Source organism: Streptomyces longisporus (assembly GCF_039532765.1).
Classification (GTDB): domain Bacteria; phylum Actinomycetota; class Actinomycetes; order Streptomycetales; family Streptomycetaceae; genus Streptomyces; species Streptomyces longisporus.
Genome location: NZ_BAAASG010000024.1, coordinates 49,120 through 66,089, shown reverse-complemented (window position 1 = coordinate 66,089; position 16,970 = coordinate 49,120). Strand labels below are relative to the sequence as shown.

General features: G+C 70.5%; 18 protein-coding genes. 6 read left to right on the top strand and 12 right to left on the bottom strand.

Features of this window, described 5'->3' with window-relative positions; translation table 11 throughout:
* Positions 1-7: 7 nt before the first annotated feature.
* From ABD355_RS38145 to ABD355_RS38115, 7 genes are read right to left on the bottom strand one after another with little or no spacing between them, the layout of a single operon-like run.
* The gene (locus ABD355_RS38145) at positions 8-1,201 is read right to left on the bottom strand and encodes an acetylornithine transaminase (RefSeq protein ID WP_344405668.1); all 1,194 of its coding nucleotides are present in this window, start codon (positions 1,199-1,201) and stop codon (positions 8-10) included.
* Positions 1,198-2,112, bottom strand: coding sequence for an acetylglutamate kinase (argB, locus tag ABD355_RS38140; RefSeq protein WP_344405667.1), 915 nt, complete (start codon positions 2,110-2,112; stop codon positions 1,198-1,200). Before argB ends, ABD355_RS38145 begins: the two co-directional genes overlap by 4 nt.
* Positions 2,109-3,260, bottom strand: coding sequence for a bifunctional glutamate N-acetyltransferase/amino-acid acetyltransferase ArgJ (gene argJ, locus ABD355_RS38135; RefSeq protein WP_344405665.1), 1,152 nt, complete (start codon positions 3,258-3,260; stop codon positions 2,109-2,111). The genes argB and argJ overlap by 4 nt, the downstream gene beginning before the upstream one ends.
* The gene (argC, locus tag ABD355_RS38130; protein WP_344405663.1) at positions 3,257-4,285 is read right to left on the bottom strand and encodes an N-acetyl-gamma-glutamyl-phosphate reductase; all 1,029 of its coding nucleotides are present in this window, start codon (positions 4,283-4,285) and stop codon (positions 3,257-3,259) included. Before argC ends, argJ begins: the two co-directional genes overlap by 4 nt.
* Positions 4,286-4,330: 45 nt before the next feature.
* Positions 4,331-4,702, bottom strand: coding sequence for a GtrA family protein (locus ABD355_RS38125; RefSeq protein ID WP_344405660.1), 372 nt, complete (start codon positions 4,700-4,702; stop codon positions 4,331-4,333).
* Between the two features lie 26 nt (positions 4,703-4,728).
* Entirely contained in the window at positions 4,729-5,679 is a 951-nt protein-coding gene (locus tag ABD355_RS38120) for a glycosyltransferase family 2 protein (protein WP_344405658.1), read from the bottom strand.
* 21 nt (positions 5,680-5,700) lie between these two features.
* The gene (locus ABD355_RS38115) at positions 5,701-8,295 is read right to left on the bottom strand and encodes a YfhO family protein (RefSeq protein WP_344405657.1); all 2,595 of its coding nucleotides are present in this window, start codon (positions 8,293-8,295) and stop codon (positions 5,701-5,703) included.
* A 341-nt stretch (positions 8,296-8,636) separates the two neighbouring features.
* Here ABD355_RS38115 and ABD355_RS38110 point away from each other — a divergent pair, with 341 nt between their 5' ends.
* Both ABD355_RS38110 and ABD355_RS38105 read left to right on the top strand, forming a co-directional pair.
* On the top strand, positions 8,637-9,077 hold the full coding sequence (locus ABD355_RS38110) for a carboxymuconolactone decarboxylase family protein (protein ID WP_344405656.1): 441 nt from the start codon (positions 8,637-8,639) through the stop codon (positions 9,075-9,077).
* Positions 9,078-9,187: 110 nt separating this feature from the next.
* Complete coding sequence (locus tag ABD355_RS38105) at positions 9,188-9,631, top strand: DUF6314 family protein (RefSeq protein ID WP_344405655.1); 444 nt, start codon at positions 9,188-9,190, stop codon at positions 9,629-9,631.
* On the opposite strand, the gene ABD355_RS38100 is transcribed toward ABD355_RS38105, so the two are convergent.
* From ABD355_RS38100 to ABD355_RS38090, 3 genes are all read right to left on the bottom strand, one after another.
* Positions 9,613-10,206, bottom strand: coding sequence for a histidine phosphatase family protein (locus tag ABD355_RS38100; RefSeq protein ID WP_344405654.1), 594 nt, complete (start codon positions 10,204-10,206; stop codon positions 9,613-9,615). The genes ABD355_RS38105 and ABD355_RS38100 overlap by 19 nt on opposite strands.
* Before the next feature lie 103 nt (positions 10,207-10,309).
* Positions 10,310-10,750, bottom strand: a complete 441-nt coding sequence (locus ABD355_RS38095) for a GNAT family N-acetyltransferase (protein ID WP_344405653.1) — start codon at positions 10,748-10,750, stop codon at positions 10,310-10,312.
* Positions 10,751-10,837: 87 nt separating this feature from the next.
* Positions 10,838-12,271, bottom strand: a complete 1,434-nt coding sequence (locus tag ABD355_RS38090; RefSeq protein ID WP_344405652.1) for an aminotransferase-like domain-containing protein — start codon at positions 12,269-12,271, stop codon at positions 10,838-10,840.
* Between ABD355_RS38090 and ABD355_RS38085 the strand changes: the two genes are divergently transcribed.
* Both ABD355_RS38085 and ABD355_RS38080 read left to right on the top strand, forming a co-directional pair.
* Positions 12,270-13,220 (top strand): DMT family transporter, encoded by a 951-nt coding sequence (locus tag ABD355_RS38085; RefSeq protein WP_344405650.1) that lies wholly within the window; start codon positions 12,270-12,272, stop codon positions 13,218-13,220. The genes ABD355_RS38090 and ABD355_RS38085 overlap by 2 nt on opposite strands.
* Before the next feature lie 95 nt (positions 13,221-13,315).
* Positions 13,316-13,510 (top strand): DUF1918 domain-containing protein, encoded by a 195-nt coding sequence (locus ABD355_RS38080; protein WP_099927555.1) that lies wholly within the window; start codon positions 13,316-13,318, stop codon positions 13,508-13,510.
* A gap of 19 nt (positions 13,511-13,529) precedes the next feature.
* Here the strand turns inward: ABD355_RS38080 and ABD355_RS38075 are convergent, their stop codons facing one another.
* Complete coding sequence (locus ABD355_RS38075) at positions 13,530-14,789, bottom strand: glycoside hydrolase family 10-like protein (protein ID WP_344405648.1); 1,260 nt, start codon at positions 14,787-14,789, stop codon at positions 13,530-13,532.
* Between the two features lie 185 nt (positions 14,790-14,974).
* Between ABD355_RS38075 and ABD355_RS38070 the strand changes: the two genes are divergently transcribed.
* Together ABD355_RS38070 and ABD355_RS38065 are read left to right on the top strand one after the other, a co-directional pair.
* Complete coding sequence (locus ABD355_RS38070; protein ID WP_344405646.1) at positions 14,975-15,835, top strand: 3-hydroxybutyryl-CoA dehydrogenase; 861 nt, start codon at positions 14,975-14,977, stop codon at positions 15,833-15,835.
* 224 nt (positions 15,836-16,059) lie between these two features.
* Positions 16,060-16,317 (top strand): hypothetical protein, encoded by a 258-nt coding sequence (locus tag ABD355_RS38065; protein ID WP_344405644.1) that lies wholly within the window; start codon positions 16,060-16,062, stop codon positions 16,315-16,317.
* Between the two features lie 51 nt (positions 16,318-16,368).
* On the opposite strand, the gene ABD355_RS38060 is transcribed toward ABD355_RS38065, so the two are convergent.
* Complete coding sequence (locus tag ABD355_RS38060) at positions 16,369-16,908, bottom strand: NUDIX hydrolase (RefSeq protein ID WP_344405642.1); 540 nt, start codon at positions 16,906-16,908, stop codon at positions 16,369-16,371.
* Positions 16,909-16,970 lie beyond the last annotated feature (62 nt).

Genomic DNA, 16,970 nt, shown 5'->3' with positions numbered 1-16,970 from the left:
CGTCGTCTCATTCTCCGGATCCGTCCCCGTTGGCCTGGTCAAGGATGCCGGGCAGCGCCTGAAGGAACGCGTCCACCTCGTCGTCGCCGAGAGTCAGCGGCGGCATCAGCCGTACGACGTCGGGGGCGGGCGCGTTCACCAGGAAACCGGCCTCCTGAGCCGCCTGGCGCGCCTGGGGCGCGAGCGGCTCGGTGAGCACGATACCCAGGAGCAGGCCCGCACCCCGGACATGGTCGATCAACGGGTGGCCCAGTGACTCGATTCCGTCCCGCAGCTTCTCGCTCTGCTGCTTGACGTTCTCCAGCAACCCCTCGTTCGCGATCGTGTCCAGGACGGCGAGCCCGGCGGCGCAGGCGACCGGGTTGCCGCCGAAGGTCGTGCCGTGGTGCCCGGGCTGCAGCAGCTCCGCGGCCCGCCCGAAGGCGACGGTCGCGCCGAGCGGCAGCCCGCCGCCGAGGCCCTTGGCGAGCGTGACGACGTCCGGCAGGACGCCCTCGTGGGCCTGGTACTCGAACCAGTGGCCGGTACGGCCGACTCCGGTCTGCACCTCGTCCAGGACCAGCAGCGCACCGGTCGCGGCGGTGATCGCACGGGCGGCCTTGAGATAGCCGGGCGGCGGGGTGACCACGCCGATCTCGCCCTGGATGGGTTCCAGGATGACCAGCGCGGTCTCCTCGGTGACCGCGGCCGCGAGCGCCTGCGCGTCGCCGTACGGCACATGCGTGACGTCACCCGGCAGCGGCAGGAACGGCGTGCGCTTGCCCTCCTGCCCCGTCATCGCGAGGGCGCCCATGGTGCGGCCGTGGAAGCCGCCTTCGGTGGCGACGACGTGGGTCCGCCCGGTCAGCCGGCCGATCTTGAAGGCGGCCTCGTTGGCCTCGGCACCCGAGTTGCAGAAGAACACCCTGCCGTCCCGCCCGAACAGCTGCAGCAGCCGCTCCGCGAGGGTCACGGTGGGCTCGGAGATGAAGAAGTTGGAGACGTGGCCGAGCGAGCCGATCTGACGGCTCACGGCCTCGACGATCGCCGGGTGGGCGTGGCCGAGCGCGTTGACCGCGATGCCGCCGACGAAGTCGACGTACTGCTTGCCGTCGGCGTCCCACAGCTTGGCGCCCTCACCGCGTACCAGGGGCAGCAGCGGGGTGCCGTAGTTGTTCATGAGCGCGCCCTGCCACCGCGCGGTCAGTTCCTGGTTGCTCACGACTCCCCCTGTACGTGCGGATTCTCGTCGGGCACGACCATCGTGCCGATGCCCTCGTCGGTGAAGATCTCCAGCAGGATCGAGTGCTGGACCCGGCCGTCGATGACGCGGGCGGTGGTGACGCCGTTGCGGACGGCGTGCAGACAGCCCTCCATCTTCGGCACCATGCCGGAGCTCAACTCCGGCAGCAGCTTCTCCAGCTGGGAGGCGGTGAGGCGGCTGATCACCTCGTCGCTGTTCGGCCAGTCCTCGTAGAGACCCTCGACGTCCGTGAGGACCATGAGAGTCTCCGCTCCAAGAGCAGCAGCGAGTGCCGCAGCCGCCGTATCAGCATTGACGTTGTAGACATGTCCGTCGTCCTGGCTACGGGCGATCGACGAGACGACCGGGATCCGGCCGTCGGCGAGCAGCGCCTCGATCACGCCCGTGTCGATCTCGGTGATCTCGCCCACCCGTCCGATGTCGACCAGTTCGCCGTCGATCTCGGGCTGGTGCTTGGTGGCGGTGATGGTGTGCGCGTCCTCGCCGGTGAGGCCGATGGCCAGCGGGCCGTGCTGGTTGAGCAGCCCGACCAGCTCGCGCTGGACCTGCCCGGCGAGCACCATGCGTACGACGTCCATGGCGTCCTCGGTGGTGACGCGCAGGCCGGCCTTGAACTCGCTGACGATGCCGTGCTGGTCGAGGGCGGCGCTGATCTGCGGGCCACCGCCGTGCACCACGACCGGCTTGAGGCCGGCGTGGTGCAGGAACACGACGTCCTGCGCGAAGGCGGCCTTCAGGTCCTCGTCGATCATGGCGTTGCCGCCGAACTTGATGACGACCGTCTTGCCGTTGTGCTTGACCAGCCAGGGCAGTGCCTCGATGAGGATCTGGGCCTTGGGGAGCGCGGTGTGCTTACGAGTGGTGCTCATGACGAATAGGCGCTGTTCTCGTGGACGTAGTCGGCGGTCAGGTCGTTGGTCCAGATCGTGGCGGTCTCGGACCCGGCCGCGAGGTCGGCGACGATGTGCACCTCGCGGTAGCGCATGTCGACCTTCTCGCGGTCCTCGCCGACGCCGCCGTTCTTGCAGACCCAGACGCCGTTGATGGCGACGTTCAACTGGTCGGGCTCGAAGGCGGCCTTGGTGGTGCCGATCGCGGAGAGCACACGGCCCCAGTTGGGGTCCTCGCCGTGGATGGCGCACTTGAGGAGGTTGTTGCGGGCGATGGAGCGGCCCACCTCCACGGCGTCGTCCTCGCTCGCCGCGTTGATCACCTCGACCTTGATGTCCTTGCTGGCGCCCTCGGCGTCGCGGATCAGCTGCTGGCCGAGGTCGTCGCAGACGGTCCGTACGGCCTCCGCGAACTCCTCGTATTCCGGGGTGACTTCGGAGGCGCCGGAGGCGAGCAGCAGGACGGTGTCGTTGGTGGACATGCAGCCGTCGGAGTCCACCCGGTCGAAGGTCGTGCGCGTCGCCGCCCGCAGCGCCTTGTCCAGTACGTCGCTGTCGAGGGCGGCGTCGGTGGTGAGGACGACCAGCATGGTGGCGAGGCCCGGGGCGAGCATGCCCGCGCCCTTCGCCATGCCGCCCACGGTCCAGCCGTCCTGGGTGACGACGGAGGTCTTGTGGACGGTGTCGGTGGTCTTGATGGCGATGGCGGCCTTCTCACCGCCGTGCTCGGAGAGCTGGGCGGCGGCCGTCTCGACACCGGGGAGCAGCTTGTCCATGGGCAGCAGCACGCCGATGAGCCCGGTGGAGCAGACCGCGATCTCGATGGCGCCCCGGCCGAGGACCTCGGCCGCCTTCTCCGCGGTGGCGTGCGTGTCCTGGAAGCCCTTCGGGCCCGTACAGGCGTTGGCGCCACCGGAGTTGAGGACGACGGCGGAGACCTGGCCGCTCTTGAGGACCTGCTCGGACCACAGCACGGGCGCGGCCTTCACACGGTTGGAGGTGAAGACACCGGCGGCGGCGCGGCGCGGCCCGTTGTTGACCACGAGGGCCAGGTCCGGGTTGCCGTTCTCCTTGATTCCGGCGGCGATGCCGGCCGCCGTGAATCCCTTGGCTGCCGTGACGCTCACGGTGCGACTCCGATCGTGGAAAGCCCCGTGGACTCGTCGAGTCCGAGGGCGAGGTTCATGCTCTGGACGGCACCGCCCGCGGTGCCCTTGGTCAGGTTGTCGATGGCGCTGATCGCGATGATGCGGCCCGCCGCCTCGTCGTGTGCGACCTGCACCTGAACGGCGTTGGAACCGTAGACGGACGCCGTCGCGGGCCACTGGCCCTCGGGCAGCAGGTGCACGAAGGGTTCGTCGGCGAAGGCCTTCTCGTAGGCGGCGCGCACGGACTCGGCGGTGACCCCGGGCTTCGCCTTCGCGCTGCAGGTGGCGAGGATGCCGCGGGGCATCGGCGCGAGGGTCGGCGTGAAGGAGACGGAGACCCGCTCCCCGGCCGCCGCGCTGAAGTTCTGGATCATCTCGGGGGTGTGCCGGTGGCCACCGCCGACGCCGTACGGCGCCATGGAGCCCATGACCTCGCTGCCCAGCAGGTGCGGCTTGGGCGCCTTGCCCGCGCCGGAAGTGCCGGAGGCGGCGACGATCACGGCCTCGTTCTCGGCGAGCCCTGCGGCATAGGCCGGGAAGAGGGCGAGGGTGGCGGCCGTCGGGTAGCAGCCGGGTACCGCGATGCGCTTGGACCCCTCCAGCGCGGCGCGGCCACCCGGCAGTTCGGGGAGGCCGTAGGGCCAGGTCCCGGCGTGTGCGGAGCCGTAGAACCTCTCCCAGTCGGCCGCGTCCTTGAGCCGGAAGTCGGCGCCCATGTCGACGACGAGCACGTCCGGGCCGAGCTGCTCGGCGACGGCGGCGGACTGGCCGTGGGGCAGGGCGAGGAAGACCACGTCGTGCCCGGCGAGGACCTCGGGGGTGGTCTCCTTGAGTATCCGGTCGGCCAGCGGCAGCAGATGCGGCTGCAGCGCGCCGAGCCGCTGGCCCGCGTTGGAGTTGCCGGTCAGGGCCCCGATCTCGATCTCCGGGTGCGCCAGGAGCAGACGCAGGAGCTCTCCGCCCGCGTATCCGCTCGCTCCGGCCACTGCCGCACGTACCGCCATGTCGTCCTCCTCCTGGATGGCATGACTATACGTATCGTTGCACGTTTATGCAATCGGGGCGGGGTCCGCCTTCGGGAGCATGATCCTTCGGGAGACGAGGAAGGTCACCGGGATGGCCGCCAGGGACGCGAGCAGCGGGGCGAAGCGGCTGCTGAGGTGCAGCAGGTCGACGAGGACGTAGACACCGACTGTCGTGATGACGAAATTCGCGGCATTCGTCAGCGGGAACAGCATGAATTTCCGCAGCGTCGGGCGTGTCCGATAGGTGAATCGCGCATTGAGGAAAAATGAACCCGTCAGACTGAGCGCGGTCGCGAGGATATGGGCGAGGAGGTACGGCAAACGGGTGAGGAGCAGCAGATAGGCACCGTAATAGGTGCCGGTGTTGACGACACCGATCACCGCGAAGGTGATCATCTGCCTCGAGACAAGTGCACTGCGCATCAGGGAATGAGGTCCTTCGCCCGGTCGACATTGCTCGCCTTCACCAGGAAGTGCGGGCGCCGTTTGACCTCGTAGTAGATGCGGCCGGTGTACTCCCCGATGACCCCGAGCATGATCATCTGCACACCGGCGACACCGGTGACGGCGGTGATGATCGTGACATAGCCGGGCGTCTGTACGCCGTTGACGAGCGCGGCGCCGACGATCCACGCGGTGTACAGGACGGCGCACAGCAGCAGGCCCATGCCCAGGTAGAGGGCGAGGCGCAGAGGCCTGTTGTTGAAGGACAGCAGTCCGTCGATGCCGTAGTTGAGCAGGCTGCGCAGGTTCCAGGAGCTGCGGCCGGCCTCGCGTACGGCGTTCTCGTACTCGAAGGTGGTGCTGGGGAAGCCCACCCAGGCGAACAGGCCCTTGGAGAAGCGGTTGTACTCGGTGAGCTCCAGGACGGCGTCCACCACGCGGCGGGACATCAGCCGGAAGTCGCCGACGCCGTCGACGAGTTCCACGTCGACCAGGCGGTTGATGAGGCGGTAGTAGAGGCGGGCGGTGACGGTGCGGGTCATCCGGTCGCCGGTCCTGGTGCGCTTGGCGATGACCTGGTCGTAGCCCTCCTTGCGCAGGTCCACCATGCGTTTGATCAGCTCCGGCGGATGCTGGAGGTCCGCGTCCATGACGATCACGGAGTCTCCCGAGGCGTGGCGCAGGCCGGCCAGCAGCGCCGCCTCCTTGCCGAAGTTGCGGCTGAAGGAGACGTAGCGCACGCGCGCGTCCCGGCCGGCCAGCCGCTCCAGCGCGGCGAGGGTGCGGTCGCGGCTGCCGTCGTCGACGTACACGAACTCCATGTCGTGACCGAGCGGAAGGAGCTCCTCCGCGACCTTCTGGACCTGGTCGTGGAAGCGCTCGATGACGTCTTCTTCGTTGTAGCAGGGTGCGACGATCGATATGAGCATGGTTTATCCCCTGGGGACGCGTCAGAGAACGCCGGTCATGGGCTCGCGCGGGCGGGTGCGGGTGGTCGGTGGGGCGGGCGTCGTGGAACGTCGTCGGCGTACGGCGGCGACGGCGCCGAGCAGGATCAGGGTCAGCAGCGTGGCGGCCCCGACGGCCGTGCCGAGCCGCAGGCCGGGCGGATGGAACTGGCAGGTGAGGCTGGTCGAGGAGCCGTCGAGCGGGACGGCGATCAGACCGAGGAACTGCTGGGCCGGTACGGCGTCGCCGTCGCCCGCGGCGCAGCGCCAGCCCGCGATGCGGGGAGCCGCGAGGACCGCGGTTCCTCTGCTGCCCGCGGGGAGTTCGGCCCGGACGGTGGCGTCGGAGACGGTGACCTGTGTGGCTCCCGTGGACTTGAGGTGTTCGACGGCCCTGTGCAGCCGGGCGGTGTCCAGGCAGCCGACGGCGCCGCGCGGGATCAGGCCCGGGCGGTCGGGGGTGAGTTCGATGCGCAGCCGGCCGTCGGCGGGGGCCGTGCCGAGCGGTGCCATGGCGGCGCGGTTGCGCGGGAACTGGGCCCGGAAGAGCGCGGTGCGACCTGCGAGGCGTGCGGTTCCGGAGTAGCGCGGGGCCCACAGGTGGACCTGGCTGCCGGCCGGGCAGTCGGCCGTGATCGTCGGGTGGGTGAGGGCGGTCCCGTAGCCGACCCGGTCCTGCTCCCGCAGCGGCTTTCCGTTGTCGTCGCGGACGGCGGTCCGGGGGACGGTGTAGACGCGGGCGCCGAGCAGCAGCTCCTGGTTGCGGTACGGCGAGGGGCCGAAGGCCGCCCGGCCGGGCGTGCTGCGTACGGTCACCAGAGGCGGCACGTCCTGCCGGGAGACCGACAACGAGCCGCCGAGCTGCGGCAGGTACGCCTGGTGGGTGTCGACGGGCGAGTGCACCCGCGCTCCGACGGAGAAGATCGCGTCGGTGACGGGGTTGTCGAGGCTCTGCAGGTTGCGGCCCCGCGAGGTCCAGCCGTCGCCGAGGGCGGTGAGGGTGCGGGTGAGGACGTCGGCGGTGAGGCTGCTGTAGTACTGGGCGCCCTGGCCGCCGACCAGCAGCGGGTCGTTGGCGACGGTCTGCTCCCGGCCCGGGTCGGTGCGGTACCGCGGCCAGCCGTCGGCCCGTGCGATCGCGGCCGCCTGGGTCTCCTGCCGGGCTCCCCAGGGCACGTAGTCGTCCATGTGGCCGAGGCGGACCCGGGTGGCGACGGCGGAAGTGGCCGCCGCCTCTCCGAACTGCCCGCCGAACAGCAGCACCAGGGCGAGCCCGGCCATGACGGTACGGCCGCGGCCGTCGGCGCGCCGCAACAGCAGCAGCCCGCCCGCCGCACCGATGACGGCGAGCCCCAGGATCGGCCAGGCCACCGGCTTGACCAGGTGACTTTGGCTCGCCACGGCGGTGATCAGGGCGAGCAGCGCTCCCGCGGCTCCCAGCGCGCGCCGGTCGGGAAGGCCGTACGACAGGGCCTGCCAGGCGGCCATCACCAGCAGCGCGCACAGCACGAAGGCCTGCCGATAGGGGCTGCCCTGGGGGGTGACGAAGGCATGCCAGACCAGATGGGTCGGCCCCCACTGCAGCGACAGTGCGACCGCTGCGACGAGCACTGTCCATCCGGTGCGCACCCGCCGCGGGACCGCCCGGTGGAAGGGCAGCGCGAGGGCGAGGAGCAGCGCCGTCATGCCCACGTAGAGGGCCGGAGTGCCGAAGCTGTACGTCGTGGGCAGCAGCCGGGCCAGCAGGTCCTCGGTGCCGACGGGCGTGAACTGCACGACCCGCCCCGGGTAGGCGTGCTTGGTGCCGAAGTACACGACGGTCACCAGCGGTGCGGCCAGGCCCATGCCCAGGACGACGGTGCCGACGGCCCGGCCCGCCGCCACGAGTCGCTGCCTTCGGGAGAGGTCGCAGAGCCACAGCCGGAGCAGCAGCACCAGGCCGGCGCAGAGGGTGGCCATGTACGCGGTGTAGAAGTTGGCGATCCAGGCGAGGGCCACGATCAGCACGCCGAGCAACGGGCGCCGGCGCTGGAGGGTCCACTCGCCGACCAGGCACAGCAGCGGCAGGGCCGCGAGGCCGTCGAGCCACATCGGGTTGTAGTCGCCGAGCGCCACAGTCCAGCCGCACAGGGCGTACGAGGCGCCGAGCAGCCCGGCGCCCCACCAGCGGCCGGGACGCAGACTCAACAGCAGCCAGGCCATCGCCGCACCGGCTGAGGCGATCTTCAGCACGGTGATCACATAGACCGCGAGATCGATCTCGTCCCGTGGGAACAGACCGACGAGCAGGGCGAACGGGCTGCTGAGGTAGGTGCCCAGGTCGGGCAGGAAGCTCGAGCCGAAGCCGGACTGCCAGTTGACGAAGAGGCCGCCGTCGGCCCGGCCGTGCAGCAGGTCCCACAGATGCGCGTGGAAGGGCACGTACTGGTTGCCGAGGTCGTTGACGCTGCGGGTGCGGGGGCCGAAGGGGTAGCTGCGGGCAACGGCGTCGGCGGCGCAGAACACGGCGGCGGAGATGACGGCCGCGAGCAGGGCCGCGGCCTTCTTCGGCGAGGAATGACCGCTCGAAACGGCTGTGGACAGGGTCGAGCGATCCATTCCTTGGCACTCCCCGCGGGTAATCGATTCGACAGCTTAGACGGACTCCGTTTCCGTTTGGTTGTGCCGTATACGGAAAGACGTGAAGTCAATTTCGAAATACGGGTGTGCGCTTATGAAATGGTGAACGACCGGGAAACAGAACTCTCCCGGTCAGTTATTTGATGGTGAAATTCAGCGGGACGGCGGGCGCTGCCTTGGGAGGCGCCCCCGGTGGGCTGTTTGACCTGGAGTGCGCTCCAGCTTCTACCGTCTTGTTCATGACCAGCGGACACTCCCTCCCGCAGGACCGGGAGCCAGCAACGGCTGCTCGACGAGCAGTCGGGGACGGAAGACCCCAGATGAGCGAGAGCACCACCCGCGAAGACCGCTTCGCCCACGGCCTGGAGGTCCTCAAGCGAGTCGACGGCGAAGCCGGTCAACGCGTCGTCGAGTCCCTCGCCGACATCAGCCCCGAACTCGGCCACCAGGTCGTCGCCTGGGCCTTCGGGGAGATCTACGACCGCCCCGGGCTCGCCCCGCGGGACCGGCAGTTGGTCACGCTGGGCATGCTCACCGCACTCGGCGGCTGCGAGGCCCAGCTCGACGTGCATGTCAACGCGGCCCTGAACGTGGGCCTCAGCCCCGAGCAGATCGTCGAGGCCCTGACCCACTCGGCGGTGTACTGCGGCATGCCGAAGGCACTGAACGCGACCTTCGCCGCGAAGAAGGTCTTCGCCGAGCGCGGGCTGCTGCCGCTCGGACAGCAGCTCGCTCAGCAGACCCCGGCCACCTCTGCCTGATCCGCAGGAAGGGGTGTGAGCACGTCAATGGGCCTGGCACGCGCGACGTAAGGTCGACGGCATGGATGCGCTGACGATCCCTTGCAGCCCCGGCGGAAGAACGGCTGGGCATGGGTGAGTTCTGGCCCGTGGCGGACGTGCTGGCGCATCTCGCCGGGCGGTGGCGCGTGGCGCGCACGGTGCGGGATCTCGCGAGCGGCGACGAGGGCTTCTTCGAGGGCACGACGCTCTTCAGCCCGTTCCCCGGGGGCGGGCTGCTGCACGAGGAGTCCGGCACGTTCACCTGGCAGGGCGTCGCCCGCCCCGCCGAGCGCACCCTGCGTTTCCTGCCCGGCGGTTCACCGGGCACCGCGGACGTGCGCTTCGCCGACGGGCGCCCCTTCCACCACCTGGACCTGACCGGCGGGCACCATGTCGCCGACCACCCCTGCGCGGCGGACCTCTACCGCGGCGAGTTCACCGTCCGGGACGCCGACCACTGGCGGACGGTGTGGCGGGTGGGCGGCCCCGCCAAGGACCTCGTCCTGACCACCGACTACGCCCGCGAGGGCTGAACCGGGGCCCCGTCGAAACGCAGGTTCCAGCGCCCGGCGTGACCCGTCACGGTGGTCGTCGACAAGGGGCGTACGTCGATGTTCCAGTACGTCGACGGTGGCGCCTTCAGCGCGTACACCAGGGCCGCGCGGACGACGGACGGCTCGGCCACGGCGACGATGCGGCCGCCGTCCTCGGCGGGCCGGGTGTCGAGCCAGTTGCCGACCCGGGCGATGAAGCCCATCAGCGACTCGCCGCCGTGCGGAGTGGCCCGCGGGTCGGCCAGCCAGGCATCCACCGCCTCCGGCTCGCGGGCCATCGCCTCGCCCAGGGTCAGCCCGCGCCAGCGGCCCATGTCGCAGTCCCGCAGCGCGAGTTGGACCAGCGGCGCATAGCCGAGGGCGTCGCCGGTGGCACGGCTGCGCGGCGTGGGCGAGCAGTAGCGCAGCTCCGCCGCCGCGAGCGGCACCAGATCGCGGGCGACGCGCTGCACCTCGTCCCAGCCGGCCTGGTCCAGCGGACGGTCGTCCTCGAAGCGCTCGGCGAGCAGCGGGGAGCTGCGCGCGGCGGCGACGAAAGTGACCCGAAGTTGCATGCGGCGATGGTGTGTCGGGAAAGTGCGCAGGTCAAGGGGTGTTGGTGAGCATTCACCGACGGTGCCCGAAAACTTACTTCACGGTCAGGACCTGCCGGACAAGTCACTCGAAAACGAGGGCCATCCAGATCTCCGGCTGCGCCAGCGGCTCGAATCCGAGCTTCGCGTAGACCCCGTGCGCATCGGCGGTGGCGAGCATGATGCGTCGCAGCCCGTACGGCTCCAGATGATCGCGCACGGCGCCCACCATGGCCGTACCGATGCTCTTGCCGCGCACGGACCGGTCGACGTAGACATCGCACAACCAGGCGAAGGTCGCCCGGTCGGTGATGATCCGGGCATAGGCGACCTGCTCACCGGAAACCGTGTCGTACACCCCGAAGTTGAGCGATCCGGCGATCGCCCGCTCCTGCTTCTCGCGCGGTCGGCCCTTGGCCCAGTAGGCGTCGGTGGCCAGCCACCGGTGGACACGGTCGACGTCGAGACGGTCGGGGTCGGTGGAGATCTCATAGCCTTCGGGAAGGCTGGGGGTGTCGTCGGTCATGGCGGGAGGCTCGCAGGCGGGGAGGAAGACGTCGAACGGTTTTCGCCGGGGCTCGGAGTGCCGGCACTGCAGAACCGGCGCAGATCCCTAGAACACCTCGTCACAAGCCACCCGCAGCCGCCGCACCCCCTCAGCGATCTCCCCGCTCCCCGCGACCGCGGCAAAGCTCAACCGGGCATACGGCGCCGAGGACTCCGCGCTGAAGTACGGACGGCCGGGCGTGATCGCAACGCCCGCACGCAGCGCCGCCGCCGTGAGAGCGGACTCGTCCGTGCCGTCGGGCAGCCGCAGCCACAGGTGGTAGCCACCCGAGGGGATGTGCGGGAGGGACAGTTCGGGCAGCTGCAGCCACAGCGCCGCCGTCATGGCGTCACGGCGGGCCCTCAACTCCGCCGAGATCGCCCGCAGATGACGCGGCCAGGCGGGCGAGCCGACGAGTTCGAGGGCCGCCTCCTGGAGCGGGCGGGGGACGAAGAAGGTGTCCACGACCTGGATGGCGCGCAGCCGTTCCAGGACCGGCCCGTGGGCGGCCAGCGCGCTCACCCGGAAGCTGGGCGAGGTCGCCTTGGTGAGCGAGCAGACGTGGACGACGACTCCGTCGGGGTCGTCGGCGGCCAGCGGACTCGGCAGCGGCCCCGCGTCCTCGTGCACGAGCCGTCGTACGAAGTCGTCCTCGATCACGAACGCACCGGCCTCGCGGGCGATCCGCAGCACCTCCCCGCGCCGTTCGGGGGCGAGCACGGCGCCGGTCGGGTTCTGGAACAGCGGCTGGCAGACGAAGACCCGCGCACCGGTCGCCCGGAACGCGTCCGCGAGCAGCGCGGGCCGGACCCCGTCCGCGTCCACCGGGACCGGCACCGGCCGCAGGCCCGCCGCCCGCGCGATCGCCAGCATCCCGGGATACGTGGGCGATTCGACGAGCACCGGCGCACCGGGCGGGGCGAGCGCGCGCAGTGCGGTGGTCAGCGCGGACTGGCCACCCGCGGCGATCAGCACTCCGGCGGCGGTGACCTGGCCGCCGATGCTCCGCGCGAACCACTCGCGCAGCTCCGGCAGCCCCTCCATCGGCGGCCGCCCCCAGGCGCCCGGGCGACGGCCCGCCCGGGACAGGGCCGCCGCCATCGCCCGCTCCGGCTGCAGGGACGGGTGCAGATAGCCGCCGTTGAACTCGACGACCCCGGGCGGCGGGGCGGCGAGGGAGACCGTGACCCCGGAGGCGTCCACGGAGCGTGGCACGAGGTCGGCGGCGCCGTCCGCGCTGAGGGCGACCTCCTGCCAGGAGGTGTCACCCGAGGGAGCGGCCCCTGCGCGCGGCTCGGCACGGAAGGCTCCGGCGCCCGGCCGGGTCACCACCAGCCCCTCGGCGGCGAGTTGCCCGAGGGCACGCGAGACGGTCACCGGACTGACCCGGAACCGCTCGACGAGGGACCTGCTCGACGGGAGCTTTCCACCGGGAGAGTAGCGGTCCAGTTCCCGCCGCAGCTGATTCACCAGTTCGCCGACACTGCTACGCTCTTGCATGAGAGCACAGAGTAGCGCTACTAGCCCCGGCCGGATAGCGGTCGGCAGGGAAACCCGGCCGACCGTCGCGGGCACCCAGGTGACCGCCACGAACCGTCGCGCCGGCACCCTCCTGGCCGCCCTCGGCGTGGTCGCCTTCTCCCTCACGTTCCCCGCCACCGCCTGGGGCCTGGAGGGCTTCGGGCCCTGGGCCCTGGTGGCCGTGCGCAGCGTTCTCGCGGCGCTGATCGCGGGGGCCTGTCTGCTGGCCCTGCGCGTGCCGCTGCCCGGCCGAAGGCATCTGACCGGCCTGGCCGTCGTCGCCGCCGGAGTCGTCGTCGGCTTCCCGCTGCTGACCACGCTGGCCCTGCAGACGTCGACCACCGCGCACGCCGCCGTCGTGGTCGGCCTGCTCCCGCTCACGACCGCCCTGTTCTCCGCTCTGCGCATGGGCAGCCGCCCCTCCCGCACCTTCTGGGCGGCGGCCCTCGCGGGCGCGGCCGCGGTCGTCGCCTTCACGGTGCAGCAGAGCGGTGGCGCGCTGACCACCGCGGATCTGTATCTGTTCGGCGCGCTGCTGGTGTGTGCGGCCGGCTACACCGAGGGCGGCCGGCTGGCCCGGGTCATGCCGGGCTGGCAGGTGATCGGCTGGGCGCTGGTGCTGTGCCTGCCGCTGAGCGTGCCGGCCGCCGCGCTGGCGCTGTCGTACGAGCCCGTACGGCTGAGTGCGCACAGCGTGGCCGGACTGCTGTGGGTGGCGGCGGGCTCCCAGTTCCTCGGCCTGGTCGTCTGGTACCGGGGGATGGCGGCGATCGGCATTCCCAAGGCCAGCCAGTTGCAGTTGGCCCAACCCCTGCTCACACTGGTGTGGTCGGTGCTGCTGCTGGGCGAGCACCTGACGGTGGCCGCCCCGCTGACGGCCGCGGCGGTGCTGGTGTGCATCGCCGTCACGCAGCGGGCGCGGGGCTGAGCGGCGCATGTACGCGCCGGTTCCAACCGTGGCCCCGCGCCGTAGACTCAAGGCCACGGACCGCTGCTCCCGCACCTGGTGAGGAGGCCCTACAGATGCGTGCAACCGTGGGCGACCAGCTTGTCCAGCACGGCAGGGTGGTAGGCCAACACGACAAGGTCGGCGAGATCGTCGAAGTACTGGGCCAGGAGGGCAACCCTCCGTACCGCGTCCGCTTCGAGGACGGGCACACGGGCATCTGCTCACCGGGCCCGGACACCGAGATCCGCCACAGGGAAATCCAACACTGAGCGCTCCGCCGGGCGCAGATCAGCGCGGGGGCCTCGCCGGCTGCTGGTAGTGGTCGGCGACCACCCGTGCCATTGCGCCGATCCGGTCGGTCGCCACGTCCTTGGCGGCGAAGAAGATGTGTCCGCGCACCTGCGGATAGTTCTTGGCCAGGGTGAGGTGGCGGGAGAGTTCGGCGACGTCCTGCCAGGCCGCGGACTGGGCCGGGTCGCCGGCCTTGTACAGGGCCTCCCCCACGTACACCTGTGTCCCGGTGCCGCGCGCGACCTCCGACCACCAGGGCAGCAGCTTGGCGTAGTCGGCGGCGGCGAAGCCGATGTTCCAGTAGACCTGCGGGGCGATGTAGTCGATCCAGTGCTCCCGCACCCATTTGCGGGTGTCCGCGTGCAGGTCGTCGTACGTCTGCACGCCCGCCCGGGTGTCGGAACCGCGTGCGTCGGTGGCGGCGTTCCGCCACACCGCGAACGGGCTGATGCCGAAGCGCGTGCCCGGCCGCACCTGCTTGATCCGCGTGGCGAGCCCGGACACCAGCCTGTCGATGTTGTTGCGTCGCCAGGCGTCCCGGTCCGGGAAGGCCTTGCCGTGGCGGGCGTAGGCCGCGTCGTCGTCGAAGGTCTGGCCGGTCACGGGATACGGGTAGAAGTAGTCGTCGAAGTGGACGGCGTCCACGGGATACTTCCGCACCGCGTCGAGGATCGCGTTCTGCACGAAGGCCCGGACCTTCGGCAGCCCCGGGTTGTAGTAGAGCTTCCCGCCGTACGGCACCACCCACTCGGGGTGCTTGCGCGCGGGGTGGGAGGGGACCAGCTTCGTCACATCGGTGTGGTTGGCGATGCGGTACGGGTTGAACCAGGCGTGCAGTTCCAGACCGCGGGCGTGGGCCTCCTTCACCGCCGTGCCCAGCGGGTCCCAGCCCGGGTCCTGGCCCTGGGTGCCGGTGAGGACCTGCGACCAGGGCTCGTACGGGGAGGGCCACAGCGCGTCGGCCGTCGGACGCACCTGGAACATCACGGCGTTGAGGCGGTCGTGCACGGCGCGGTCCAGGACGGCGATCAGCTCGGCCCGCTGCTCGGCCGCGGTCAGTCCCGGCTTGGAGGGCCAGTCCCGGTTGGCGACGGTCGCCACCCAGACGCCCCGCATCTCCCGCACGGACCGCCGGCGCTCAGAGTCGCCGCCCGCCATCGCGGCACTGGCCGCCACTGCACCGCCCCCCGCCACGAGAGCCGACAGGGCCGCCGCTGCGAACGCCCGCCGCGACAGCCGAGACCTACGGTGCAGCATTCCCGTACCTCCATGCGCCGATGTGCGTGACCGGGGGAGATTCTCGACCCGGGCCGCCTCCCGCGTCAGGCTGCCACGCGGACCCGAACGATCGATCAACGATCGTCGGAGGTAACGTGCAGGTTTGGAGCAGGCACCGAACCACCGGGGCCCTGCCGCATTCGTAGATCAGCGAAGGGGACGATGTGACCGACATCCAGCGCGTCGGAGTGGTCGGCTGTGGCCAGATGGGAGCGGGCATCGCCGAGGTGTGCGCCCGGGCCGGTCTGGACGTCAAGGTCGCCGAGACCACCGGGGAGGCCCTGGAGATCGGCCGCACCCGGCTGTTCAGCTCCCTGGGCAAGGCGGCCGAGCGCGGCAAGATCACCGAGCAGGAGCGGGACGAGACGCAGGCACGGCTGAGCTTCACCACCGACCTGGGCGAGTTCACCGACCGCGATCTGGTGATCGAGGCCGTCGTCGAGAACGAGCAGGTGAAGACGGAGATCTTCCAGGTGCTCGACCAGGTGGTGACCCGCCCGGACGCCATCCTGGCCTCCAACACCTCCTCCATCCCGCTGGTGAAGCTGGCGGTGGCCACCTCCCGCCCCGACCACGTCGTCGGCATCCACTTCTTCAACCCGGCCCCGGTGCAGCAGCTGGTCGAGCTGATCCCGGCGCTCACCACCTCCGAGGGCACGCTCGGCCGGGCCCAGCTGTTCGCGGAGAAGGTCCTCGGCAAGCACGCGATCCGTGCCCAGGACCGCTCCGGCTTCGTGGTCAACGCGCTGCTCGTGCCGTATCTGCTGTCCGCCATCCGCATGTTCGAGTCGGGCATCGCGGGCCGCGAGGACATCGACAACGGCATGGAGATGGGCTGCGCCCACCCGATGGGCCCGCTGAAGCTGTCGGACCTGATCGGCCTGGACACCATCGTGTCCATCGCCAACTCGATGTACGCCGAGTACAAGGAGCCCCTGTACGCGGCTCCCCCGCTGCTCCAGCGCATGGTCGACGCGGGCCGGCTCGGCCGGAAGACCGGCTCGGGCTTCTACACCTACGGCTGACCTCGACCGGCCCTGTGCACAGTGCCCGTTCCAGGGTGCTGATTACACAGTGCGACCAACACGGGCCCGGCACTCTTCGGAGTGCCGGGCCCGTGCCATTCACACACCGTGTGCGCGCCGGGCCCGCATATGCCCGTCGCACACGCTCCCCACGCGCCCACCAGGCGAGTTGACTCTCCATGCGCAATGCAAGGGATGTGACGACTACGGAAAGGAGCGGACTCGTGACCGCCGACCCGGAGCATCCCGTGGTCCATGGAGAACTCGCAGAGTTACGCCGCCGCCTCGATGTCGCTTATGCGCGCGTCGAGGGAGGGCTGGCCCTGCTCAACCATCGCACCGAGGAGACACACAAGGAAGTCGACGATCTCAGCGCACGGATCATCGCCCTGGAGCACGCCCGCTGGCCGCTGCCCGCGGTCGCGGCACTGACGGCAGTGGGCGCGCTCGTCGTGACGGTATGGCAAGCCCTGGGCCGCTGAGGGACAAGGGCGTGGGGGGGAATCAGGGTGGGCGCGGTGGGGGAATCAGGGTCAGGCGTCCTGCCCGAGCCTGAGGTGGTGCAGGAGCAGTAACGCGGCCGCCATGTTGGCGGCCGGGACCTCCCCACGGGCGACCATGTCGGGGACGAGTTTGAGAGGGACCCATTCCCGGCGGTCCGACTCGAAGTCGTCCACGGGATGTCCGACGTACTCGCCCTCGTCGGCCCAGTAGATGTGATGCCGGGCGTCGGTGAGGCCGTTGGACGGTTCGACGCTCATGAGGTGCTGCAGCGGTCCCGGCCGCCAGCCGGTCTCTTCCTCGAGTTCCCTGGCGGCCGCGACGGCGATGTCCTCGCCGTCCTCGACCACGCCCGCAGCGAGTTCCCACCCCCAGCTGTCGGTGATGAAGCGGTGGCGCCACAGGAGGAGGACTTCATTGGCCTCGTTCACCACCGTGGCCACGGCGACGGGCCGCAGCCGTATCAGAAAGTGGTCCAGGTGCCGCCCGTCCGGCAGTTCCACATCTGCCAGGTTGACGGTGAACCAGCGGTTTTCATACACAGTTTGTTCGTTCTGTTTCGTCCACTGCACGGTTCTGCCACCTTCCGTCGAGTAAGTGGCAATATCGCAGCAGGGACTGTAAGTGTCGGCGC